Below are 22350 nucleotides of genomic sequence, written 5' to 3'. Positions count from 1 at the left end.
CATGCTGAAAGTCACCTTTCGTATTGTTGAATAGACGAGCGCCTGTGCAGCGGCGATGCTCGGGGACCGACAAATGATTGGTCCCGACATCATGCATTCCACCCCCGGCATCAACAAGACTCCCCTGCCCGTTTCACCCCTGGGCCGACTGAAGATCGCGATCACGATCGACGACATGCTGCTGCTTCGAGGGGTGCCAATGGCTCCCAGGCACAGTGTGCCATCAAACATTCGCGCAATCATCTCCGCCTTGAAATCGCATGGCGTGGCCGGGGTTTACCAGTTCTCCAACACCGCCCCGATCGAAGACGACGCGAACTTGCTGGAGGTTTTCGACACGTGGGTCGAGAGTGGCCATCATGTGGCCAACCACACGCACAACCACCCACCGCTCAACTGGTTGGACGCAGACACTTACGCCCGCGATATCGAAGAGGCAGAAAAGTACCTTGGCCGCTACATCAACCAGGCGCCAAGGCGCTGCTTCCGGTTCTGCATGGATCTGTGGGGCGACACCGCGTGCAAGTGCGGAGCCATCCTGGACAGGCTCGAGGACATGGGCTACACGCCGGTCCCGGTCAGCATCGGATTCCACGACATACGTTGGAATGCGGCGTACTGCCGGGTATTGAAACGCGGTTCGCCCGAGGAGGCGGCGCAGATACGTCGTGCCTATGTGGCCAGCGCGCTGCACGAGTTGCGTGTTCACGCGGCAAACGCGAGAGCGGTGTTCGGCCGCGACCCGATCCACATCTGGCTGATCCATGGCACGTCCATTGCCGCGGACTGCCTGGAGGAAATCCTGGACTGCTTTCGGGCCGCAGCAGTCGATTTTGTTTCGCTGGATGACGCCATGGGCGACTCCATGAACGCCGAGGTTCCTCCACGGATCAGTCCGGAATTCATCTTCCAGGTCGAGAAATGGGCACTTTCGCTGGGCGTCCCCGTCAGCGATCCCATCCCGTCAATCCTCGACGACATCGAAAAACTGCATCCCGCACCGGGCGAAATGCAGGCTGAGATCACCTTGCGGATGCGTGAGCACATCGCATACGCCACGGGAGCCAAGATCCAGCCGATTCCTCTTTACCCCAACCAGCAGCACTAACACAGCAGCCACTTCCATGCAGCCCACATTCTTCGACCCCCACACATACGACGGCGTGCGCTACGAGCATTTCACGCAGGATATCGTGAACATCGCGATGTCGCGACCGGCCGTGCGCAACGCGCAGAACATGGAGATGACGTACGCGCTGAATGCAGCGTTCGACCGCGCTGCGCAGGATGACGCAGTGAAGGTCATCATCCTCTCAGGGGACGGCGATCACTTTTCGGCCGGCCATGACATGGGCGGCGACCACAACAGAACCTGGCGTGACTTCCGCACGGTGGGCACCTGGGCTGCATTCGACGGCCCGGGTGTCGAAGGCCTCTATGGACGGGAAAAGGAGATCTACCTGGAGATGTGTGAACGCTGGCGCAACCTCGCCAAGCCGACGATCGCGGTGGTGCAAGGGTCTTGCGTGGCCGGCGGTCTCATGCTTGCCTGGTGCTGCGACATGATCGTCGCGGCTGACGATGCCCGGTTTCGCGATCCAACGCTCGAGTTTGGCGTCGCAGGCGTCGAGTTCTTCATGCATCCGTGGGAACTGGGTTCCCGCAAGGCAAAGGAATGGTTGATGACCGGTGACTGGCTGACCGCTCAAGATGCAAAGCAGTGCGGGATGGTCAATCAGGTTTTCCCGGCGGGTGCGTTGATGGAAAGCGCGCTGAACCTCGCCAAGAAGATCGCCAACAAGGGGAGTTTCGTCCTCAAGGCAGTCAAGGAATCCGTGAACCATGCACAGGACGTCGGAGCGCGTCGCAATGCCATGATGCACGCATTCGGGCTGCACCAACTTTCGCACCACCACAACAAGCAGCAGTGGGGATTGCTGGTGGACCCCCAAGGAATCCATCCGGCTCTTCGCGAGAAAATCCGCGTCCGGTTCAATCTGCAGGCACTGCCTGGCACCGGCGACAACCGGAAATCCTGACCATTGAACGTGCCTTGAACTTGATCCCGACGTCCTGCCGCCGACGCAGGCGCTGGACCATCTGTTGCGAACGCAGCAATGGCCTCAAGGGCGAGGCGGTGGTGCTTTTCGTCCTTGGTGCCGTTCAGTTGCTGCATGCGCGCACCAAGCCAGTGGCCGCCATCTACTCCTGCAACGCTTGACTGGCTGGACGGCAGGACGGCAGGACGGCACTGCGGCATGCCGTCTTCCTCGAGCCACCGGGGTAACTACCGGACGGGATCAATTGCGATTCACCGGGCGTGGCGGCTTTGTGTGGTGAGCACCTCCTCTAGCCCACTGTGGCGTAGGCGAGGTCCTTGGGGGTCTTCACCAATACCTCCGGTTCATCACCGACCACTACCGTGTCATCGAGCCTGAAACCGCCCAGGCCATACACATAGAGACCGGGCTCTGATGAGTACACCTCGCCGGCCAGCAGCGCACGGGTATTGAAAGCCATGTCCTCGGGGTACTCATGCAGCATCAGGCCCACGGCATGTCCCGTGCGATGGAACACGTGGTCGGCCAGTCCGGCCATCTCGATCACCGCCAGCGCCGCAGCGTCCATGTCGCACACGCGCCTGCCCGGGCGCGCGGCGGCGACGGCGGCATCGGTCGCGGCGCGCGCGGTCTCGAAGCATTGCACCTGCTGCGCGCTCGGCGCGCCGCAGAACCAAGTGCGTTCGTTCTCCACGTAGTAGCCATTCAAGCGCGGCAGCACGAAGTTGACGATGGTGTCGCCCGGTGCAATGCGGGCGCCGCATGAAGCGCCATCGCCGTGCGGCGAGGCCGAGGCGGGGCCGGTCAACGTCCAGCACTTCATGACTTCGAAATCCTCGCCGGGGAACCGCCTCGCAGCTTCCTCTGCCATCAACGCGGCCACGGTGTGATCCACTACCTGGACCAGGGCGCCGGGCTTGTAGAGCTCGCGGTAGCGGTCCTGCGCCCAGTCCGTCAAACTGCCGAGTTCTCGCATGATCTGCAGTTCCTCGGCATGCTTGACCCATCGCAGCGCACGCATCTCGCCGTGGGAGGGGCGCACCACCAGCTCAGGCAAATGGCGCTGCGCCAGCGCCAGCACCGGGTGCGGGAGATCCACCGCTAGCCGCGCACCGGCCAAGCCGTTCGAGTGCAGCAGGCCGGCCACCACCTCGGGCAATTGCGCTGGCAAGGGCAGCCTGTTCGTGATGCGGGGGTGCTCGCTGTAGTAGTGAATGCGGTCAGCGTCCAGCCACAGGCTCTGCTTTTCCAGGCAAAAGCGCAGGTGGTGGGTGGAGAGTTCGTTCATCACAGCGAACGGTGCGCCGTGGCGCGGCACAAAAAGGAACACCGGGCGCTCCCAGGGCCAGACGTCAAGCTGGAAGTTGCTCGCATACTGAAAGAAATCCGCAGTGGTGAAAACCAACGCATCAACGCGCAAGCGGTCCATCAGGGCCTGCATGGCTTGCGTACGGGCGTCGCGCACGGTGGTGGTGATGCGGGGCATGGCGTTCTTTTCCTTCTTCGGGTTGCTTGCTTACTGCGCGATGTCGAGTTTCTTGATGAATGGCCCCCAGGCCGCAGCGTCACGCTGCACCAGCCGCTCGACCTCGGAGGCAGGCGCCGAGATCGGCTCCAGCGTCTGCGCGGCCAGGCGCTCGCGCACCTCAGGGGTCTGGATCGCTTTGTTTATCTCAGTGTTGAGCCTCTGCACGATCGCCGGTGGCGTGCCTGCCTTGGCAACGATCGAGTACCAGCCCGGCACAGCTACGTCATAGCCAAGCTCCTTGAAGGTAGGCACATTTGGAAATGCATCCATGCGCTTGTCACCTGTCACGGCCAGCGCCACCAGCTTGCCGGTGCGCACCAGCTCCGTAATGCCGCCGGGCACGGTCGTCATGACCGGCGTGTCGCCGGCCATCAGGCTGGTGGTGGCGCCCGCGCCGTTGAACGGCACATGCTGTAGCTTCATGCCGCTGCGCTCGGCCACGAGTTCCATCGACAGATGAGTCGAGTTGCCGATGCCTGCCGATGCATAGCTGATCTGACCCGGTGCTTCCTTGGCCTTTTTCACCAGCTCGGCAAAGCTGCGCACCTGCAGCGTGGGCGAAGCCAGCGTGACGAACTGCGTGTTGGCAAACACGGCCACCCCGGCAAAGTCGCGCGCAGGGTTGTAGCTCAGACGCTGATAGAGATAGGGATTCCAGGCCAGGTTGGACACCCCAGCGAGAAAAAGCGTGTAGCCGTCGGCCGGCTGTCCCACGGTGTAGCTCGCAGCGACACTGCCGTTTGCGCCGGGCCGGTTCTCCACCACCACGCTCTGGCCCAGGCCCTTGCCGAGCTGCTCTGCCAGGGTGCGCGCCAGCACGTCATTGCCCGATCCGGCGGCCTGGGGAACGATGAGCTTGATTGGCCGCGCGGGCCAGGTCTGCGACCACGCTGGCAGCGCCAGCAAAACGCCCAAGGCGACGAGCACTTTCAACCCCGGACGACGGTTCAACGGCTTCATCATCAGCCCCTTTCAAATATTGTGTACCGCGTGGTACAGATTGCAATGAACCGCATGGTACAGAAATCAAGGGAAAGCGCAAGTGCAAAAAAAAGCGCCCGAGCCAGAAGGCGCGGGCGCTAAGCAGAAGGCGGTCCGGGTGGCAGTCAGTCAGGATGAGGCGGCTGCGCGATGAGTTGGGCGAAGTACTTGAGGGCAGCAGTGGTCTCCTTGCGGTCCCCTGTCGCCAGCAGGTCCAGCATCAGGCCACGAAATGTCGCAAGCTGCAGCCTCGCACGCAGCCGGGCCTCTTTCGGGCGCAGACCCAGTTGGTGGATCATCTGGCGCTCCAGGGGTTCCAGCCAACTTGCCACTACGTCCTGAAGGAAATCCGCATGGCGCTCAGGGTTTCGTACTGCTCGGCCATAGAGCTCGAACAGCAGTTGCATCACGGGCAAGTAGCTCTCGGTCGAGAAGCGGTCCCATGCGCGCTCGATGTTGCCTGCCATGCCGAGGTCGTTGCCCAGGATCTCACGGCGCTTGGCCACCTCGTCGCGGCGGATTTCGTGTAGCACACGCTCCCAGAAATGATCGGCCGAACCGAAGTAGTAGATGAGCATGCGGTGGCTGGTACCAAGGTGCGGTGCGATGGCCCGCAATGACCAGTCCCCGAAGCCATGCGTCAGCACATGCTGACCCGCCGCAGCCAGCAACTGACGGGCTTGTTCGCCATCGCGCCTGGAAGGCGGTGTCGCGTTATTCCCGGAATCTTTGGGAGCTTTTCCGGGCTGTGCATTGGCAGTGTGCGAAGGGGGCGTCGTCATGCAGCGCATTTTCGCAGCACGATGGCCACTCTCCTCGTCCGAGTGTTCGCGTTCGCATGCGATCAACCTTGAACGGTGGACCTCCGCTATTGCAGGGAGGCCCAAGGCGCTGCCTGGTAGATTGCCCGTTGAGCGCATAAAGCTGTCGTATGTCAGATGGGGCACAAGCGGCTGCAACCAGCCTGAAGCAGCCCATCCGACTCCCCGCAGACCTTTGCGATCTTGACCCCAAAAGCGCCTCAACCGAGGCGCTTGGCATTTCGCGACACGGAATTCTTCCGACGGACTTTATGGTTGGAATCAACCCGTATGCGGGCCAATGAAAGTCGATAACAGGACCCCATCATCCATGCGGCTTTTTCCATGGTTGATCAAATGGGTTGTTGTCCTAGAGTCGGAAACACCGCCGAGTTCACCTTCGCACTTGTGCGGCACGCAATCACAGCGGTCAGAGCTCCACCGGGAATGCGGCAAGGAAGCAAGGATTCGCGCACCGGCACGGACAGGTGGCGCCTTACCTGATGTGGAGCCGGTCGACGAGATAGGCAACGCCATCTGTGGTGTACGTCTCGACCACCCGGCGGAGCCTGGACTCGGGCTCGAACGCTTCATGAGCCTTCGCGACACTGGCGAGCCAAGCGGAAATGACCCCTGTGGGAGGGACAGGCTCCGCCCAGAGTTTCTCGCGCCGTGCTGTCGACACCGTCCAGTTCAGCACCGAACGCATCCCTGAAGCCTTATCCAGGTCTTGCAGTTCAGACCACAACGCATTGCGCGTCTCTGGCTGCGCATGGAACGGAATGAGCACCTTGGTGCATTGCTCTTGAGGTTCGTCGCCCTGCTCCTCCACAACGCACAACGTCCAACCCCTGAGGAATTGCGGCTCGTCGGCCGGAATGAACTTGGCCCCTACAACTGACGCTTGGGCCTGCCGCATGGCCTCGGCGTCGGAGAAAGACAGTTCGACGACACCATCCACGGTGAAGGCCGGCTCACCATCGCTCGCCCACAAAACCTTGTCCACCCGGTTGTGCGTGTATTTGACAATTCCATTCATCCCGAGTGCAAGCTGCGCATGAGGCCCCGCCCAATATGCACGGAAGTCACTCGTGGCCATCCCTTCCCTCTTGGCCAGAAGCGTCATACGTTTCATCATCTGAAGCCCTTACCGTCAGAGAATTTGCCGCTCGGCCACCACAAACGCCGTGATTTCAGACAAAAAAGTCTTGGCATGAGCCATTGTTTCCTTGCCAGCGTCTGAACCGAACGCTGCACCAAGCGTCTCCGCGTCCTTGAACCAAAGCTCGACGATCCCGTCGATAGGAAGATCGCTGTAGGCACAGGGGCGCCCTTTCAATCTTTCCCGTCCAGTGATCACATTCTGGCGGTAGGCGCTGACGCCAGACATCTTGCGAACCAAGTCGCCGTGAGTCTTCCATTCTCGACGGAACTCTTCTTCGCTCAGGGTCGGCAGACGCTTGATGACCGACATGCGCTTTAGGAGTTGGGAGCGCTCTTTCTGTGGAGGCACCGGAATGACCACGGACTGCTCGGCGGTCACGATGTGCAAGTCACCAAGGAAATACTGCTCGTCCTGGATGAGGTCGTTCGCCAAATCTCTATCGCTGAAAGCTCGGTCAGACTGCTTTGCGTCGTCAAAAGACAGTTGCGAAAATCCATCGAAATCCCATGGCCCCCTCGCGAAGTCAATACCTCGCTGCAGTCGATCAACGACGGGGTTTTGCCAATACTCGCGCAAATTGGGCAACTGACTGGCGAGCGCTCCATGGCTATCGCGCCAATATGAATTGAAATCCTCAAAAGTCCAGTCGACTTTTTTTCGGATGAGTCCCATGCGTACCGTCATATGCGTGTCCTTCCCTTTTATGTCAGCTCTGCTGCTCGGCAGCCTCCGCACGTGCTCGCGCCAAGCCGGGTGCACGTTTTGCCAGCCATATGCCATGGCGAATGGGCCAGCGCTGGTAGTTCGAATCCATACCCAATGCACCCGCCGCGTGGTGAGCCCAATACGGATCGAACAAGGCCTCTCGACCCAAAGCGATCAGATCAGCCCTGCCTTCTTGAAGTACGGCCTCTGCCTGAACCGCATCGACGATCATTCCAACCGCCTGCGTGGGCACATTGGCGCCATGCCGAATGCGTTCAGAGAACGGCACCTGAAAGCCCAGTCCACGTGGCACCGGAAGTGCGCGCGTTTCCTCAGTCAACCCGCCCGATGAGCAGTCGATGACGTCCACGCCGACTTTGACCAACTCGCGTGCGAGGACAACCGAATCCTCCAAGCTCCACCCGTCAACGCTGCCATCCACTGCGGACAACCTGCAGAAGAGAGGCTTGCTGGCAGGCCAGACAGCCCGCACTCGGGTTGCCAGTTCGACCGCAAGTCTCATGCGGCCATCGAGGCTGCGGCCCCACTCATCGTCTCGGTGGTTTGAGTTCGGAGACAGAAAGCTGGCGACTAGATAGCCGTGACCGAAGTGCAACTCCACGACGTCAAAGCCCACCTTTTCCGCCCGCACTGTTGCATCGACGAAGCGTTGAATCGCGTCCTCAATCTCCTGAGCATCCATAGCTCGGGGCGGGGACCAACCTGGACCTGCAGCGAGCGCGCTGGGGCCGAGCCGCTGCCAAGGCTCTGTGTCGGCTTGCATTTCCGTGTCACTCAATGCCGCACCTCCCTCCCACAGCGGCTGGCTACCCGACTTTCTGCCCGCGTGAGCCAGCTGGACGCCAATTGCACAGTCGTTTGCGTGCACGAAATCGACCACTGCCTTCAGCGGCTCGATTTGGCTGTCATCCCACAAACCCAAATCCGCGGTTCCAATACGGCCACGCGGGTCGACAGCAGTACTTTCCGTCAAGATGAGACCTGCGCCACCAAGTGCGAACTTCCCGAGGTGAACCATATGCCAGGAAGTGGCCCGCCCCGCTTCGGCGGCATGCTGGCACATCGGAGATATGACAACGCGATTCTTCAGCTGCAGCTCTCGAAGCCTCAAAGGCTGAAACAACAGCGGCTCATGGATAGTCATGATGAAATTTGAAAGGCTTAAGAGTTCGATGAAGGCGGCACTGGCGGTCTAGTGCCGAGGAAAGTGCCGGCCATGACTGCGAAAAAGCCCACGAGGTGCCACGTAGTCAAACGCTCGTCCAGCAACATCGCAGCAAAGAGCACGCCGAAAACAGGAACCCAGTAGAGGAAGACCGCTGTGCGTGCTACACCAATAGAGGCAATGGCGCGGTTCCAAAGCAGATTGCTCAAGGCCGTGGCCATCACCCCGGAGAACAAGATCAGCGCCCATTGCCACCATCCAGGGAAAATCGCTTCAGGGGCCAAGGAAGGACTTCTGATTGCCGCCTGCAGCACTAGCATCAAAGTACCAACGAGGTAAATGGACCAGCTGATGGTCAAGGGATGTAAAGAGCGAGCAAGGCGCTGCACCAGCGCCCCCCCGGCCGCAAAGCTCACCACCCCCGCCACCAGCATCAGATCGCCAATGCTCGCACTAGACAGTCCGGCGCCGGGGTGACTAAGCACTACAGCAGAAACACCGCCAAAGCCCAAAGCAACACCGAGCAGACGTTGCGGGGTCAGGCGCTCACGGAACATGATCGCGGCAAGCACTGCAGACACCAAGGGGCTGAGAGCCATGATGAGAGCGCCGTTCGTCGCAGTAGACCGCTGCAACCCCTCTGCGAAGAGCAGTTGATTCAGGTAGACCATCAGTACGCCGCACCCAACCAGTGTACGAACTTGCTTCCAATCCAGGCCGGTAACTATCTGGCGTTTCCAGACCAGAATTCCTGACAAGACAGCTAGCGCGACAACCATCCGCAAGGCTGCGAGCATGGAAGTTTCGAAGCTGAGGGTCAGCTGCTTCACCACGGTGACATTGAGCCCCCAGATCGCCATCGCGGCGATGAGGGTCACCTGCACCCCAAGTGCCCGGCGACTCACAGTGCGCGGACTTTCAGGATGCATGGGTTCCGCGCTTCTTCATGACGCCGCGACCGTGCCAGCGCAATCCCCAAACCCAATGCGCACCGCACCTTCGGCTTCGCACCACCCGCGCAGGATCAGCGTATCTCCATCTTCAAGGAAGCTGCGGACCTCTCCGCTGGGTAGTTTGACCGGGTGCTTTCCACTTGTCGTCAGCTCCATCAACGAGCCCGCCTCGCTCGGATCTGGGCCAGACAGGGTCCCAGAACCCAACAAGTCGCCAGCCTGCAAGTTGCACCCATTCACAGTGTGGTGCGCTACCAATTGCGCGGGGGTCCAGTACGCCGCTCGACTGGAATTGGTTCTTGAAAGGGGCACAGGGCCCTCGCCCGCGTCGCGCATCGTTTGGGTCTGCAGAAGAACCTCAAGAGATATTGAGAATGCTCCCCTTTTGCGATTGCCGTCACCGTCAAGGTACGGGAGGGGTTGCGGGTCTTCGGGGGGCCGCTCGAACGCTACGCGAAAGGGAGCCAATGCCTCCATGGTCACCATCCAAGGGGACAAGGTACTTGCAAAATTCTTGGAGAGGAAGGGGCCCAGAGGCTGATATTCCCAGCCTTGGATATCACGCGCGGACCAATCGTTGAACAGGGCCACTCCAAAGAGATGAGACTCAGCATCTCCAATCTCGATGGACTCTCCCTGCTGATTGCCTGCCCCTACGAGCCAACCCAGCTCCAGCTCATAGTCCAGGCGCCTGGACGGCCCCAAACCAGGTACAGACATGTCGGGAGCCTTGATCTGGCCACGGGGCCGCTTGAAGGTGACGCCGCTCACACCGATCGAAGATGCGCGGCCGTGATACCCAATGGGTACCCATTTGTAGTTGGGCAGCAATGGGTTGTCTGGACGGAACTGCTTGCCCACCGTGGTCGCGTGGTGAACACTCGTGTAGAAGTCGGTGTAGTCGCCCACACGGCAAGGCACTGTGTACTCGCATTCAACCTGCGGCACCAGGGCGCCCAACCAGGTCGCACGTTGAGGACTTCCGTCACGCAAGCCTTCAGAAATCTTGTGACGCAGGGCCCGCCGATCGCTCATCGAAGCGCCCATGACGAGGTTCATGTCGTCGGTGTCAATCAAACCAGCGGCCCGAAGATCCAAGACCTGATCACCAATGGCCACGCCGATCTTCCAGTCGCCCTGACTATCCACTCGCTTGAATCGCCCGAAAGGCAAGTTCTGCACTGGGAAATCGCAGCCTGCAAGATTGGCCGAATCGACCCAGCTCTTTAGCTTCGGGTCGTGGGTAGCGTCGATGTCATACATAGTCTCTCAACTCCTTCCGGCAGGCTTGAACTGATCCTTGAGACCCGCCCAGCAGTCGGCATAGTGATGATCCAAAGGCGCCTTGCTGAGTGCGAAGGCTGAAGGAATGAAGCGATACCGGCTTTCAAACATGAACGCCAGGGTGTTGTCCAGCTTCTGTGGTGTCAGCTCCACGCTTGAGGCCTTTTCAAAGGCCTCTTCATCAGGGCCGTGCGGCACCATCGCGTTGTGAAGGCTGGCACCGCCAGGTTTGAACCCACCAGGCTTTGCGTCGTACTCGCCGTAGACCAGGCCCATGAACTCGCTCATCAGGTTGCGGTGGTACCAAGGCGGTCGAAAGGTGTCTTCCATGACGAGCCATCGCGGCGGGAATATCACGAAGTCGCAGTTCGCCGTGCCAGGCGTATCGCTGGGCGAAGTAAGCACCGTGAAGATGGACGGATCTGGGTGGTCGAAGCTGATGGAACCGATGGTCATGAAGTTGGCCGTGTCGTACTTCACCGGCGCCAAGTTTCCATGCCACGCCACAACGTTAAATGGCGAACCCTTCGCAGGTGCAATCCAGAAGTGCCCACCAAATTTCTTTATCAGCTCGCAAGAACCTGTTTGCTCTTCGAAGGCAGCAACAGGAGCCAGAAAATCTCGCGCATTCGCAAGCCCGTTCGACCCAATGGGCCCCAGTTCAGGCAAGCGAAACTGCGCACCGTAGTTCTCGCATACATACCCCCGCGATGGTCCATCCGGCACTGCAACTTTGAAGACCAAGCCACGAGGCAAGACTGCAATCTCCCCGGGCCTGAGATCCAGGACTCCCAATTCGGTTGTGATGACCAACCGCCCTTGCTGGGGGACGATGAGCAATTCACCATCCGCATTGACAAATGCGCGCCTGTCCATGGACTTGTTCGCGAGGTACACCAAAGAACCAACACCCGCTTGCGCATCCGCGTCGCCATTGGCTGCCAGGGTTCGCATTCCATCAACGAAGTCGATTTCCACGCCCTCCTCGAAAGGAATGGGATGCCAGCGCATTGGCTCTGGGGCGAGGAGCGTTCCGCGATCGCCACCCGTGGTCCACAACGGCTGGTGGTATGCCTTGTAGCGCCCCGCCACCACCGAGGGCTGGCGTCGGTACATCCATGTACGGCGGTTTTCATGCCTCGGCGCAGTGAACGCAGTTCCAGAAATGAGCTCGGGATACAGGTCAAACGGAGCCCTTTGCGGGCTATTGCGCCCCTGAGGCAGCGCGCCAGGCACGGCCTCCGTGGCATGCTCGTTGCCGAAGCCACTTTGATAGCGGCGTTCCGAATTCAAGTGGTCAATCACGCTTTGCTCCTTGACAGGTATTGCGGGCCGGCAAATCCCCAGAATGCAGGGACGGACCGACCCGTCCGCACCGTCCCAAAGGTCGGTCCGAGCCGAGATAACAGATGGTTGGGGACTGAAGGAGAAACCTCAGCCTTCCAGCGTCTTCCACATTTCGATGTCGCGCTCTGCAGTCCAGATGCGTGGATCAGCGTATTGAGTCGCCTCGTCGTAGCAACGGGTTACATCGAACGGCATGCAGTGGTCAAAGATGACCCAGTGACCATATTTGGGCTTCAGCGCTGCGAATGTCTCCTTGTAGATCGTGTTCAGATCCTTGCCAGCAGAGACGCCCTTTTGCACATTCGCATACACGTCGGCAATGAATTCACCTGTCTCTGCAAGGCCTTTGGCGACCTCTTCAGGAGTGGTCAGAGCCACTCCGCGTCCTGGCACCAACGCCTTTGGTTTGAGGGCAGCAAGATTTTTCAGGGTTTGCGGCCAGTCCTTGAAGTAGGCGTCGCCCGCATAGGGTGTGGCGCCGAACTCGACCAGATCGCCAGACAGCAGAGCACCCTCACCAGGCAGCCACACGACGGTATCGCCTTTGGTGTGACCACGGCCGAGTTGCAACAGCTGGACTTCCACCTTGCCAAGCCACAGCGTCATTTTTCCGGTGAAAGTCATCGTGGGCCAAGTCATGCCAGGGGGTACGGTCTCAACTCCCGCGAAGAGACGAGGGAAGCGACCAATTTCGCTGGCCTTGTCCTGCTCGCCACGCTCAACGATCAAATCGTAGGTGTCCTGGCTCGCAAGGATGTGATCTGCGCCGTATGCACTGGCACCGAGCACGCGCACAGCGTGGTAGTGCGTCAGAACGACGTACTTGATCGGCTTGTCGGTCACCTCGCGAATACGGCGGATGACGTCTTGCGCCATGGCCGGCGTGGCCTGTGTATCAGCCACGAGCACTGCGTCGTCGCCAATGATGATGCCGGTGTTTGGATCGCCTTCTGCTGTGTAGGCCCACGCGTGTTCGGATATCTGGCTAAAGGTGACCTTCTTCTCTTCAAGGTCGGCTTGCGAGGCAAACTTCTTGGTTTCTTGGCTCATGGGATATTCCTTCTGAAATAGGTTGATGACGGTCAATGTGAGCCGAGGTACGCGGCCTTGACCTTGGGATCGTTAAGGAGTGCACTACCGGTCCCTTCCAAAGTGATGTGGCCAGTCTCGAGCACATAGGCACGATCTGCGACACCGAGAGCCTGCTTGGCCATCTGCTCAACCAGCAGGATCGTCAGACCCGACTCGCGCAGCTGGCGGATGGCATTGAAGATGTCTTTGATGATCAAAGGCGCCAATCCGAGAGACGGCTCGTCCAGCAACAGGAGCCGTGGCTCACTCATCAGCGCACGCGAGATCGCCAACATCTGCTGTTCACCGCCCGACATGGTTCCGGACAACTGGTTCTGACGCTCACGCAATCTTGGGAAGCGGTTGAACTCTCGCTCGATCGCCGCTTCAATCGCTGCTGGATTGCGCCGGCGGGAGTAGCCGCCCAACATCAGGTTCTCGCGAACTGTCTGGTCGGCAAAGACACCTCTGCCCTCGGGCGACATGGCTACCCCCAGCGCGACGCGCTCGTGTGCTCTGACTTTCGAGACATCCTTCCCATCAATCTGTATGCTGCCTTCGGCAACGGGTTCCAGCCCGCAGATGCTTTTGAGAAGAGTGCTTTTGCCCGCGCCATTCGCACCGATGATGGTGACCACTTCGCCCTCTCGCACTTCCAAGCTCACGCCTTTGACGGCCTGGATCGCGCCATAGGCGACCTTCACTGAATCGAGTTTCAACATAGGGTGCTTTCCAGATCAGGGGGCGACAAGAGCGTCCGCCGGTTCGTCAACGCCTAGGTAGGCCTCGACGACACGGAGGTTGGCTTGCACTTCAGAGGGCTTTCCCTCTGCGATCTTGATCCCGTAGTCCAACACGATCACGTGGTCGGAGATCGACATGACGAGATCCATGTGGTGCTCCACCATCAAGATGGTCACACCGCACTTGCCAATACGGACAAGAAGATCGCCCAACTCCGCTGTCTCTTGTGGATTGAGACCTGCAGCTGGCTCGTCAAGCAACAGCAGTTGAGGCTCAGTGGCTAGCGCCCGTGCCAGCTCGACACGGCGCTGAAGGCCATAGGGGAGGCTGCCGGCCGGTTGATAGGCCAGATGCAGCAGACCGACCAAATCCAGCAGTTGCAAGGCGCGGGCGCGGGTGGCGGCTTCCTGCTTTCTAGCGCTGGGTAGCGCAAACAAGGATGCGAGAAACCCATTCGTCATACGCGTATGGCGGCCCAGCATGACATTGTCCAGAACCGACAGATCTGCAAACAGCCGCAGGTTTTGGAAGGTGCGCCCCATTCCCATACGACAGATCGCATGCACCGGTCGGCTCGATACCTCCTGGCCAAGAAACTTGATCGAGCCTTCACTTGGATCCAGAAGACCCGTGAGCATGTTGATCATCGTGCTCTTACCCGCACCGTTGGGTCCGATCAGCGCGTGAATATGCCCACGCTGAAGTCGGAAAGACACGTTTTGAGCAGGCCGTACTCCACCGAAGTTTTTGGTGACACCTTGGGCCACCAGCAACTCGCCCTCTCCCTGCGGACCAATGCGCGTCGGAGCTGCGGATTTGATAGGCATGCCAGGGGCAGCCGCCGGCCGGCGGAACCACGTCGAAAGAAGCCCCATGACCCCTCCCGGCATGATGTAGAGCGCAAACAGCAGCAGAAATCCATAGAGAAAGTGCTGGGCTGACGGCCAACGGGCCAGAGCAGCGTCGATCACAGTCAGAACCACTGTTCCAATCAAAGGGCCGTACTGCGAGCCGGCACCACCAAACAGCACCAACAGCAGAATAAAGATCGACAGATGGAATGTGATGAAGTCGGAGTTGATGTACTGGTTCTGTTGTGCCACCAGCGCGCCAGCAATGCCACAGGTAACTGCCGCAACCACAAAGGCTATGACCTTGGCTCGATAGACACGGACGCCCACCGAAGATGAAGCGATCTCATCGGCTTGCAGTGAGAGCAGCGCCCGGCCAAAACGGCCCTGCAAAAGATTGCGCAGCAGCAGATGCGTCACCGCGCACAGGGCGATGCCCAGCCACACCCATTGCAGGGACGTAAGGGGCTGTCCGTTCCAGGTCAGTGGCTTGATGCCGTAGATACCCTGGGCGCCCCCAAAAACGTCAGTCCATTCTCCGACGAGCTTTTCGACAACGATGCCGAACGCCAGCGTCACCATCGCGAGATAGGGTCCTTTGACCCGCAAGGACGGCAGCGCGATCAGCACGCCGCAGATGCCAGAGACAACAGCTGCCAACGACAGCGCGAACCACGGGTTGATCTCCGTGCGCGTTGTGATCAACGCCACCGCATATGCCCCGGCTGCGAACAGGCCAGCCTGGCCCAGTGACTTCTGCCCTGCATAGCCCACAAGCACGTTCATGCCTGCAGCACAGAGGTAATACACGCACATCATAAAAACGATGCGCAGGTAGTAGTCATTTCCCAGAAAGGAAACCAGGCCTGCGAGAACAGCGACGGCAAGCATGACCCCGAAAAGATGCTGGCCGCGCTTCATACCTTCTCCACCATCTGCTTGCCGAAAAGACCGGTCGGCCGGAACGCAAGAACAAGAATGACAAGGGCAAAAACAGCGACCTCGCGCCACTGCGCCGACCACAGGTTCACCAGGGACTCAAGGACGCCGAGAACGAACCCGCCAATCACACAACCACGTGGATTGCTCAACCCACCGATCATGGCGCCGGAGAATCCCTTCAGCCCCACGGTGAGGCCCATGAAAAGGGATGCTTGCGCAATAGGAGCGAGAAGGAAGCCCGAAAGGCCAGCCAGCGCAGAACTGACAACGAAAGCGCCAATCATCACTGCGTTGGTATTGATGCCCATGAGGCTCGCGACGTTGCCGTTAGCCGCAACAGCCCGCATGGCCTTGCCCACCATCGTTCGGTTCATCACAAAGTCGAAGCCAATCATGATGACAACGGCGACCCCCAACGTGAGCAGCTCCTGCGGTCGCACACCGACTCCCATGAGACGTATGACAGTGTCGCCCACCGGTCCCGGGACGACCACCGGCTTGGGGCCCCAAATGGCCAAGCCGATACTCTGGAGGATGACGCCAAAGCCCAGGGTGCTCATGACCCATGCCATGCCAGGCCGCCCAGCGAAAGGGCGTACGCCAATCACGTAGAGGAGCCATCCCAAAAAGCCCATCACTCCAAGGGCTGCAACAAGCGCCAGCAGCTGGGCACCGGCACCAGGCTGGGCCTGGCCGAACGTAGTGGAAGTCACAGGAAGACCGAGGACGAGGAAGAGCGCGCTCATGCCGATGAATGCACCCGCGGACACGAATTCCCCATGGGAGAAATTCAAGGTCTTGGTGGTTGTAAATGTGATGCTGAAACCCAGGGCTACCAGGGCGTAGGCACCGCCCACGGCCAAGCCACTGAGAATCGCCTGCAAGAGCGCCTCTGTCATTGTTATCTCCGAGATGATTTCCTGGACTGCTTCGCGCAGTCCAGACAAGCGTTGCGCGTTATTGCTTGAAGTCCGCGCTGCTCAGCGAGTTCACGATCGGATCCGCATAGGGCATCAGCTTGCCGTCCTTCCAGCGAATCCAGACCAGGTCTTTGGCTGTCAGAGCCTCATGGTTGGCCTTGCTGAACGGCTTGTCGTAAGTCTTGAGTACGCCTTGAACCGGTGCTTTCAGATCTTCCAGCGCGACACGTACAGCCGAGCCATCAAAGCTGTTGGCTTGCTTGGCAGCCGCAGCGTAGAGCTGCACCGAGTCGTAGCCATGCAATGCAAAGGAGAACGAGCCGGGCGCCTTGAGTTTGGCCCCGATGCGATCAAACAGCTTCTGCTGGGAAGGTGTACGCGTCTCGCTCACCGTGCGCATGAAGATTGGCTTCTCGGCAAGCGCCTTGCCTGCCGCATCATAGAAAGTGATGTTGTCGGCAGCCCAGGACGTCAGCACCAAGGGGAAGTAATTTGTCTTCTCCATGCTGCGAACAAGCTGCGCGATGGGCGTCCCCTGAGCCCAGACCACCACAGTGTCCACGTTCGCGGACTTCATCTTGCTCAGCTGAGACGTCATATCGGTATCGCCCACACCGAAGCGCTCAGTCGCTGCAATCTTGATATCTTGCAGCTTCGCGATTTCCTCCATGTCCTTGAGACCGCCCTGGCCATAGCCCGTGGTTTCCGCCATCAGACCGATTACTTTTGACTGGCCCGCATTCTTTTTCACGTAGGCCATCAAGGCCGCTACTTGCTCACGATCCACCATCGAGACTCGGAACATATAGTTGTCCGCACCAGGACTCATGGGCTTGGTGATATCGGTGCCCGAACCCACGTTGCCGATCACAGGGATCTTCTTTTGGTTGGCGATGTGCTTCCAGGCCATCGCATTGCCAGAGTTGGTCGGACCAAACACCGCAGAGACCTTCTCGCTGTCGATCAATTCGCTCATGTTCTGGATCGACTTTGGAGGCGCCGAGGTATCGTCCCGCGTAACCAGTGTCAGCTTCTTGCCCAGAACGCCGCCTGCAGCGTTGATGTCGGCGATTGCGGCCTCCATGCCCAGGACCGCTGCCTGCCCACTTTGCGCCGATGGGGATGCGGACAAATCTCCGTTGTATCCAAGCTTGATGTCTTGCGCGCTTGCGGTGGCAGCAGCGACAACGCCGGCTGCCAGGATGGCTCGCTTGAAGAGCTTAGGAATACTCATGGCTGTCTCCTTTTTGGAATGGTGAACTCGGTGAGTTCTGGGTTGGAAATCTGGATGGAAACGACTCAAGGACTCAGGAGGCGAGAAACCCGCCATCCACAGGAAGCGTGACCCCCGTCACATAGGAGGCCATGCCGGATGCCAGGAAAACTACGGGACCGACCAATTCTTCGGGCTGGCCGACGCGTGCCATGGGCGTGCGCAGCATGAATTTGTCGAGTCGCTCAGGAGCCTCCCGTGTGTAGGAAGTCATCGGAGTTTCGATGACTCCGGGAGCGATTGCGTTCACCCGAACTCCGTCCTTGGCAAGCTCGACGGCGAGGGCTTGCGTCATGAGTTTGACGGCGCCCTTGGATGGTGAATAGCCCACCACGTTGGGGATTCCAGTGCTCGAGGCAATAGATCCCACATTGATGATCACGCCCCTGGTCTGCTTCAGCGCATCCAGCCATGCATGCGATGGAAGGAAAGATCCCATCACGTTGACATTCAGAGTGCGCTCGAGGTTGGACGCCACCTGGGGGCTGTCCAGCCCCTCGCGAATGATGATGCCCGCGTTATTGACCAGGATGTCGATATTGCCGATTTCAGTGGCCACAGTTTTTGCCAAGGCTTGGCAAGCATCATTGGAGGTCACGTCCAACTTGTACGCGATTGCATCACTGCCAGCGGCCCGAATTTCTGCGGCAACAAGCTTGGCGTTCTCTTCGTTCAAGTCCGTCACGACGACCCGAGCCCCTGCCTTTGCAAGGCCCTTGGCGATAGCCCTGCCATTGCCTTGTCCTGCGCCGGTCACAAGCGCGATGCGTCCATGGAGGACCTTGGGCGCCATGAGTTCAGAGATTTCCATTGCGGTCTTTCTTGGTATGTATTCGATCTATGCTGTTTGGGGTTGCAGGCGCCCAGCAGAGGTCCGATTCGGACTGGCTGTCGGTTCACTTGTTTTCCTTGCGAGCGTCTGACCGACGACATAGCCAAAAGTGAGCGCTGGACCGAGGGTGATGCCTGCGCCTGGGTAGTTGCCGCCCATGATGCTGGCGGCGTCATTGCCAACTGCATACAAGCCCTTGACTGGCTGCCGGTCCTTTGAAAGGACTTGGCAGGACTCATCGGTTGCCAGCCCTGCGAACGTCCCGATTTCACCCACAACTATCTTGATGGCATAGAACGGGCCTCTATGTATCGGGGCCATGCAGGGGTTGGGCTTGACCAGCGAGTCGCCCTGATACCGGTTATAGGCGGTGCTTCCCTTGGCAAACTTTGTGTCCACTCCAGACGCGGCATCCCGATTGAAGGCTTCGACCTCTTCTTGGAGGGCGGCGGCTGGAACGCCGATGAGGCTCGCCAGTTCCTGAAGGCTGCTGCCTCGCTTCAAATAGCCACTTTGGAGATGCTTGCCAATGGGCAGAGGGAATGGAGCTACCGCCCCCAACCCATATTCGCGCAGGTGCTCGTGATCACAGACGAGCCAGCAGGTCACTTCGGCGGACCCTTTGCAAGCTTTCACGAGGTCCTGAATGAAGTCGTGATAAGACATCGCCTCGTTGGTAAATCGCCGCCCCTTTGAAGTCACGGCGATCACACCGGGCTTCGCGCGATCGATGAAGTGCGGCATAACTCCCTGGGTGCCATCCTTGCGCTGGACCACCGAGGTTGGACACCAGGCGGCCGCATTCGGGATGCTGGGATCGACCCATCCCCCTACGGATTCGCCGAGGCGCAACCCGTCACCGGTGTTCAGCGCAGGGGACGGAGTGAAGTGCTCTCGGCCGGTTGGCGCATGCGGGAACAACTGCTTGCGACGCTCGATGTCGTAGGGAAAGCCACCACAGGCAAGAACGACGCCTCTGCGCACTCGAACTTCTACTGACTTGCCGTCCCGCACCACAGTTGCACCCACGACCGCATCGCCTTCCACGATGAGTTTTTTGACCGGAGCATTCAGCCACACGGGGATGTTCAGGTCCATGCCGGCCTTGGCCAGCCGACCGGCCAGTGCATTGCCGTTGGTCAGCGTCATCCCACGGCCGTACCTGACAACATCCATGAGATGTCCGCCGAAGCGCTTGGCAACATACAAGAATGACTCGAGCGACTTGAAGGCACGCAAGAAGTGCCACAGCTCCTTACCTGATCCAAGCATCATCCCGAAAACCGTCAACTCGGGCACGGGGGGGGCGAGTTTTGAAACATAGGCTCCGAGTTCACGGGCATCGAATGGGCGGGTCACCATGGAGCGGCCACCTGGCTGGCCGCCGGGGGCCTCTGCGTGATAGTCCGGAAACACTGGCGGCATGTCGAATTGCACGCACGTTTTTTCCGTGAAGAAATCAATGGCCTTTGGCCCGTTCTCGATAAAGGCGTCTACGCGCGCGGGATCGAAATGCGTAGTGGTTTCGTGCTGCAGGTATGCCCGTGCCGCCCCTGGGGGTTCGCTGATGCCTTGCTCCCTGGCGAGCTTTGTCCCGGGAATCCACAACCAGCCACCAGACCGGGCCGTGGTGCCCCCATAGACAGGCGCCTTGTCGACAACCAGTACCTTCAACCCCTCGTACGCAGCCGTCACGGCCGCGGACATGCCGGACGCTCCAGTTCCAACTACCAAAACGTCATAGCTCGTTTCCAGCTCACTCATGGTCATCACTCCTTGGACGTAGGGGCCGCCTTTAGCGGCCCAATGACGTTAGTATGGTGCTAATGCATTTTTTATAGACTAATGGTTTACCCCAATCAAATGCAATTGAATGGATCAGATACCATGCATCGACTACGGGGACATCTGTGATGGAAGAAATTGACGTGGCCCCAGACAAGGCGCGCCGAGGCATTCAAGCCATAGAGGCTGGTGGGCAGCTGCTTCTTGCGCTGGAGGCCCACGGGCACCCTCTTCCCCTCAAGAAGCTTGCCTGGGCTGCCAACATGGCTCCGGGAAAGGCACACCCCTACTTGGTGAGCCTCTCAAAACTCGGTCTGGTGACTCAAGACGCCTCAACCGGCCACTACTGGCTCGGTCGTACCGCCATGGAACTGGGTCTCCTGACGCTTCGCACCGTCAATCCCTTGCGCGAAGCCGCACCGCTTGCGGAACTGCTCGCGCAAGAAACAGGGCACAGCGTTGCACTGTCTGTCTGGGGAAATCAAGGGCCGACAGTGGTATCGCTTTTCGATGCGACCTATCCCCTTCATACCAACATGCGTGTGGGGACGGTGATGTCTCTTGCCGGAACAGCAACAGGGCGCTTGTTCGTGGCCTATCTACCTCGACAACTCATAGAAGAGTCACTGCTGGAGGATGACCGTCGCCTGGGCCCAGATATCGCAAAAACCGTTGAGCCGAGCGAGCTGCAAGATATGCTCAGCTTGGTGCACGAACATGGACTCTCACGTTCCGTGGATATGCCCACAGTGGGGGTCAGCTCGTTTGCAGCCCCGGTTTTCGACTATTCGGGCAATGTTGTGATGGCGGTCACACTCCTGGGGCGTACCCGGTCATTTGACACAGCCTGGAGCGGAAACCAGGCAAAGGCGGCAAGAGCATGCGGCTCAGCGATCTCCACGCGCCTCGGGAGCCTCCGGCGCGGCGCCTGAGTGCAGAGCAAAAAAATGAACAGACGGAAACAAAAGCCCCATGGCTCCCGATTCAGCGCCGTATTGCGCCTGGTCACAGACATCCTAATGCATAAGCACTAGACTAAAAATTCATCTATGGCAAACGAGACCGCCAAATTTAACTCCAAGGACAAGACCATGGGCGCACTTGATGAAGACGGCAATGAAGGTGGTTCCGAGAAGGAGCGCCGAGGAATTCAGTCTATTGAAGCCGGCGGTCAGTTGCTTCTCGCACTGGGTGCGCAAGGTCGCCCGTTGCCGTTGAGAGAACTGGCGCGAGCTGCCGACATGGCTCCAGGAAAGGCGCACCCCTATCTCGTGAGCTTTGCCAAGTTGGGGCTTGTGACCCAGGAAGCCTCGACGGGGTTCTATTGGCTAGGCCCCACGGCAATGCAACTAGGCCTTGTGACCCTCCGCATGCTCAATCCAGTACGCGAAGCCACTCCCTTCGCCGAGCAGCTGGCGCGGGAAACTGGGCACAGCGTCGGATTGTCCGTCTGGGGAAATCAAGGCCCGACGATGGTCTTCCTCTTTGACGCCATCTATCCGCTGCACACCAACATCCGTACTGGAACGGTAATGTCCCTTGCCGGTACTGCGACTGGTCGATTGTTCGCCGCATACCTTCCCGCGAAACTGATCGAAGAGTCGTTGCTGGAAGACGAGCGGCGCTTAGGGCCGGACATTGCGAAACCCGTCGACACGGAAGAACTGCAGAGAATGTTGATCGAGGTGCGCAAGCATGGGGTATCGCGCTCGGTCAACAACCCCACCCCTGGTGTTTGCTCCTTTGCCGCGCCCGTCTTTGACTATTCAGGCAACATCGTCCTGGGCGTCACGCTCATGGGGCGCTCAAGGTCTTTTGACACGGACTGGAATGGCACCCAAGCCACAGCCGTGCGCGCATGCGGCCAAGAGGTATCCAAACGCCTAGGCGGACCTTCAAGAGCCTCTCTGGATCCGCGCTGAC

20 protein-coding genes are annotated in these 22350 nt (G+C 59.4%); 4 read left to right on the top strand and 16 right to left on the bottom strand.

What is annotated here, in order from left to right:
* Positions 1-73 precede the first annotated feature (73 nt).
* Together AC1RCS_RS11050 and AC1RCS_RS11045 are read left to right on the top strand one after the other, a co-directional pair.
* Entirely contained in the window at positions 74-1108 is a 1035-nt protein-coding gene (locus tag AC1RCS_RS11050; RefSeq protein ID WP_492266991.1) for a polysaccharide deacetylase family protein, read from the top strand.
* A 16-nt stretch (positions 1109-1124) separates the two neighbouring features.
* Positions 1125-2039, top strand: coding sequence for an enoyl-CoA hydratase (locus AC1RCS_RS11045; RefSeq protein WP_218339799.1), 915 nt, complete (start codon positions 1125-1127; stop codon positions 2037-2039).
* A 310-nt stretch (positions 2040-2349) separates the two neighbouring features.
* Here the strand turns inward: AC1RCS_RS11045 and AC1RCS_RS11040 are convergent, their stop codons facing one another.
* The 16 genes from AC1RCS_RS11040 to AC1RCS_RS10965 all read right to left on the bottom strand — a co-directional run bounded on the left by AC1RCS_RS11040 (position 2350) and on the right by AC1RCS_RS10965 (position 20406).
* Complete coding sequence (locus AC1RCS_RS11040) at positions 2350-3546, bottom strand: M24 family metallopeptidase (RefSeq protein ID WP_492244637.1); 1197 nt, start codon at positions 3544-3546, stop codon at positions 2350-2352.
* Positions 3547-3576: 30 nt separating this feature from the next.
* Complete coding sequence (locus AC1RCS_RS11035) at positions 3577-4551, bottom strand: Bug family tripartite tricarboxylate transporter substrate binding protein (RefSeq protein WP_492244638.1); 975 nt, start codon at positions 4549-4551, stop codon at positions 3577-3579.
* A 143-nt stretch (positions 4552-4694) separates the two neighbouring features.
* A complete protein-coding gene (locus AC1RCS_RS11030) occupies positions 4695-5351 on the bottom strand; it encodes a TetR/AcrR family transcriptional regulator (protein WP_492244639.1) in 657 nt (218 codons plus the stop codon).
* A gap of 514 nt (positions 5352-5865) precedes the next feature.
* Positions 5866-6507: an EthD domain-containing protein gene (locus tag AC1RCS_RS11025; protein WP_492255582.1), complete on the bottom strand. Its 642-nt coding sequence runs from the start codon at positions 6505-6507 to the stop codon at positions 5866-5868.
* Between the two features lie 15 nt (positions 6508-6522).
* Complete coding sequence (locus AC1RCS_RS11020) at positions 6523-7218, bottom strand: EthD domain-containing protein (protein WP_492244640.1); 696 nt, start codon at positions 7216-7218, stop codon at positions 6523-6525.
* 22 nt (positions 7219-7240) lie between these two features.
* Positions 7241-8404 carry an NADH:flavin oxidoreductase/NADH oxidase gene (locus AC1RCS_RS11015; RefSeq protein WP_492244641.1) on the bottom strand — a complete coding sequence of 388 codons (1164 nt, stop codon included), beginning with the start codon at positions 8402-8404 and terminating at the stop codon, positions 7241-7243.
* Positions 8405-8421: 17 nt separating this feature from the next.
* The gene (locus AC1RCS_RS11010) at positions 8422-9303 is read right to left on the bottom strand and encodes a DMT family transporter (RefSeq protein ID WP_492244642.1); all 882 of its coding nucleotides are present in this window, start codon (positions 9301-9303) and stop codon (positions 8422-8424) included.
* 66 nt (positions 9304-9369) lie between these two features.
* Positions 9370-10641, bottom strand: a complete 1272-nt coding sequence (fahA, locus tag AC1RCS_RS11005) for a fumarylacetoacetase (protein ID WP_492244643.1) — start codon at positions 10639-10641, stop codon at positions 9370-9372.
* A 6-nt stretch (positions 10642-10647) separates the two neighbouring features.
* Positions 10648-11967: a homogentisate 1,2-dioxygenase gene (gene hmgA / locus AC1RCS_RS11000; RefSeq protein ID WP_492244644.1), complete on the bottom strand. Its 1320-nt coding sequence runs from the start codon at positions 11965-11967 to the stop codon at positions 10648-10650.
* Positions 11968-12096: 129 nt separating this feature from the next.
* Entirely contained in the window at positions 12097-13059 is a 963-nt protein-coding gene (locus AC1RCS_RS10995; protein ID WP_492244645.1) for an MBL fold metallo-hydrolase, read from the bottom strand.
* A gap of 32 nt (positions 13060-13091) precedes the next feature.
* Complete coding sequence (locus AC1RCS_RS10990; protein WP_218296213.1) at positions 13092-13802, bottom strand: ABC transporter ATP-binding protein; 711 nt, start codon at positions 13800-13802, stop codon at positions 13092-13094.
* Positions 13803-13817: 15 nt separating this feature from the next.
* The gene (locus tag AC1RCS_RS10985; protein WP_492244646.1) at positions 13818-15596 is read right to left on the bottom strand and encodes a branched-chain amino acid ABC transporter ATP-binding protein/permease; all 1779 of its coding nucleotides are present in this window, start codon (positions 15594-15596) and stop codon (positions 13818-13820) included.
* The gene (locus AC1RCS_RS10980; RefSeq protein ID WP_218296215.1) at positions 15593-16516 is read right to left on the bottom strand and encodes a branched-chain amino acid ABC transporter permease; all 924 of its coding nucleotides are present in this window, start codon (positions 16514-16516) and stop codon (positions 15593-15595) included. Before AC1RCS_RS10980 ends, AC1RCS_RS10985 begins: the two co-directional genes overlap by 4 nt.
* A gap of 58 nt (positions 16517-16574) precedes the next feature.
* Positions 16575-17771 (bottom strand): ABC transporter substrate-binding protein, encoded by a 1197-nt coding sequence (locus tag AC1RCS_RS10975; protein ID WP_218339808.1) that lies wholly within the window; start codon positions 17769-17771, stop codon positions 16575-16577.
* Positions 17772-17844: 73 nt separating this feature from the next.
* Positions 17845-18621 (bottom strand): SDR family NAD(P)-dependent oxidoreductase, encoded by a 777-nt coding sequence (locus AC1RCS_RS10970; RefSeq protein ID WP_255594778.1) that lies wholly within the window; start codon positions 18619-18621, stop codon positions 17845-17847.
* 27 nt (positions 18622-18648) lie between these two features.
* The gene (locus AC1RCS_RS10965; protein WP_492244647.1) at positions 18649-20406 is read right to left on the bottom strand and encodes an FAD-dependent oxidoreductase; all 1758 of its coding nucleotides are present in this window, start codon (positions 20404-20406) and stop codon (positions 18649-18651) included.
* Positions 20407-20555: 149 nt separating this feature from the next.
* Here AC1RCS_RS10965 and AC1RCS_RS10960 point away from each other — a divergent pair, with 149 nt between their 5' ends.
* Both AC1RCS_RS10960 and AC1RCS_RS10955 read left to right on the top strand, forming a co-directional pair.
* Positions 20556-21359 (top strand): IclR family transcriptional regulator, encoded by an 804-nt coding sequence (locus AC1RCS_RS10960; RefSeq protein ID WP_218296218.1) that lies wholly within the window; start codon positions 20556-20558, stop codon positions 21357-21359.
* A gap of 117 nt (positions 21360-21476) precedes the next feature.
* A complete protein-coding gene (locus tag AC1RCS_RS10955) occupies positions 21477-22349 on the top strand; it encodes an IclR family transcriptional regulator (RefSeq protein ID WP_369643437.1) in 873 nt (290 codons plus the stop codon).
* Position 22350: the final 1 nt, after the last annotated feature.

This window comes from Acidovorax sp. GW823-FHT01C06, from assembly GCF_058798375.1.
Note: the sequence above shows the minus strand (reverse complement) of the source record. Positions and strands in the feature narration are given on the sequence as shown.

Excerpts from the sequence above, each read along its gene's own strand:
- AC1RCS_RS11050 (WP_492266991.1), top strand. The coding sequence starts at position 74 with ATGATTGGTCCCGACATCATGCATTCCACCCCCGGCATCAACAAGACT.
- AC1RCS_RS11045 (WP_218339799.1), top strand. The coding sequence starts at position 1,125 with ATGCAGCCCACATTCTTCGACCCCCACACATACGACGGCGTGCGCTAC.
- AC1RCS_RS11040 (WP_492244637.1), bottom strand. The coding sequence starts at position 3,546 with ATGCCCCGCATCACCACCACCGTGCGCGACGCCCGTACGCAAGCCATG.
- AC1RCS_RS11035 (WP_492244638.1), bottom strand. The coding sequence starts at position 4,551 with ATGATGAAGCCGTTGAACCGTCGTCCGGGGTTGAAAGTGCTCGTCGCC.
- AC1RCS_RS11030 (WP_492244639.1), bottom strand. The coding sequence starts at position 5,351 with ATGACGACGCCCCCTTCGCACACTGCCAATGCACAGCCCGGAAAAGCT.
- AC1RCS_RS11025 (WP_492255582.1), bottom strand. The coding sequence starts at position 6,507 with ATGATGAAACGTATGACGCTTCTGGCCAAGAGGGAAGGGATGGCCACG.
- AC1RCS_RS11020 (WP_492244640.1), bottom strand. The coding sequence starts at position 7,218 with ATGACGGTACGCATGGGACTCATCCGAAAAAAAGTCGACTGGACTTTT.
- AC1RCS_RS11015 (WP_492244641.1), bottom strand. The coding sequence starts at position 8,404 with ATGACTATCCATGAGCCGCTGTTGTTTCAGCCTTTGAGGCTTCGAGAG.
- fahA (WP_492244643.1), bottom strand. The coding sequence starts at position 10,641 with ATGTATGACATCGACGCTACCCACGACCCGAAGCTAAAGAGCTGGGTC.
- AC1RCS_RS10995 (WP_492244645.1), bottom strand. The coding sequence starts at position 13,059 with ATGAGCCAAGAAACCAAGAAGTTTGCCTCGCAAGCCGACCTTGAAGAG.
- AC1RCS_RS10990 (WP_218296213.1), bottom strand. The coding sequence starts at position 13,802 with ATGTTGAAACTCGATTCAGTGAAGGTCGCCTATGGCGCGATCCAGGCC.
- AC1RCS_RS10985 (WP_492244646.1), bottom strand. The coding sequence starts at position 15,596 with ATGAAGCGCGGCCAGCATCTTTTCGGGGTCATGCTTGCCGTCGCTGTT.
- AC1RCS_RS10980 (WP_218296215.1), bottom strand. The coding sequence starts at position 16,516 with ATGACAGAGGCGCTCTTGCAGGCGATTCTCAGTGGCTTGGCCGTGGGC.
- AC1RCS_RS10975 (WP_218339808.1), bottom strand. The coding sequence starts at position 17,771 with ATGAGTATTCCTAAGCTCTTCAAGCGAGCCATCCTGGCAGCCGGCGTT.
- AC1RCS_RS10970 (WP_255594778.1), bottom strand. The coding sequence starts at position 18,621 with ATGGAAATCTCTGAACTCATGGCGCCCAAGGTCCTCCATGGACGCATC.
- AC1RCS_RS10965 (WP_492244647.1), bottom strand. The coding sequence starts at position 20,406 with ATGAGTGAGCTGGAAACGAGCTATGACGTTTTGGTAGTTGGAACTGGA.
- AC1RCS_RS10960 (WP_218296218.1), top strand. The coding sequence starts at position 20,556 with ATGGAAGAAATTGACGTGGCCCCAGACAAGGCGCGCCGAGGCATTCAA.
- AC1RCS_RS10955 (WP_369643437.1), top strand. The coding sequence starts at position 21,477 with ATGGCAAACGAGACCGCCAAATTTAACTCCAAGGACAAGACCATGGGC.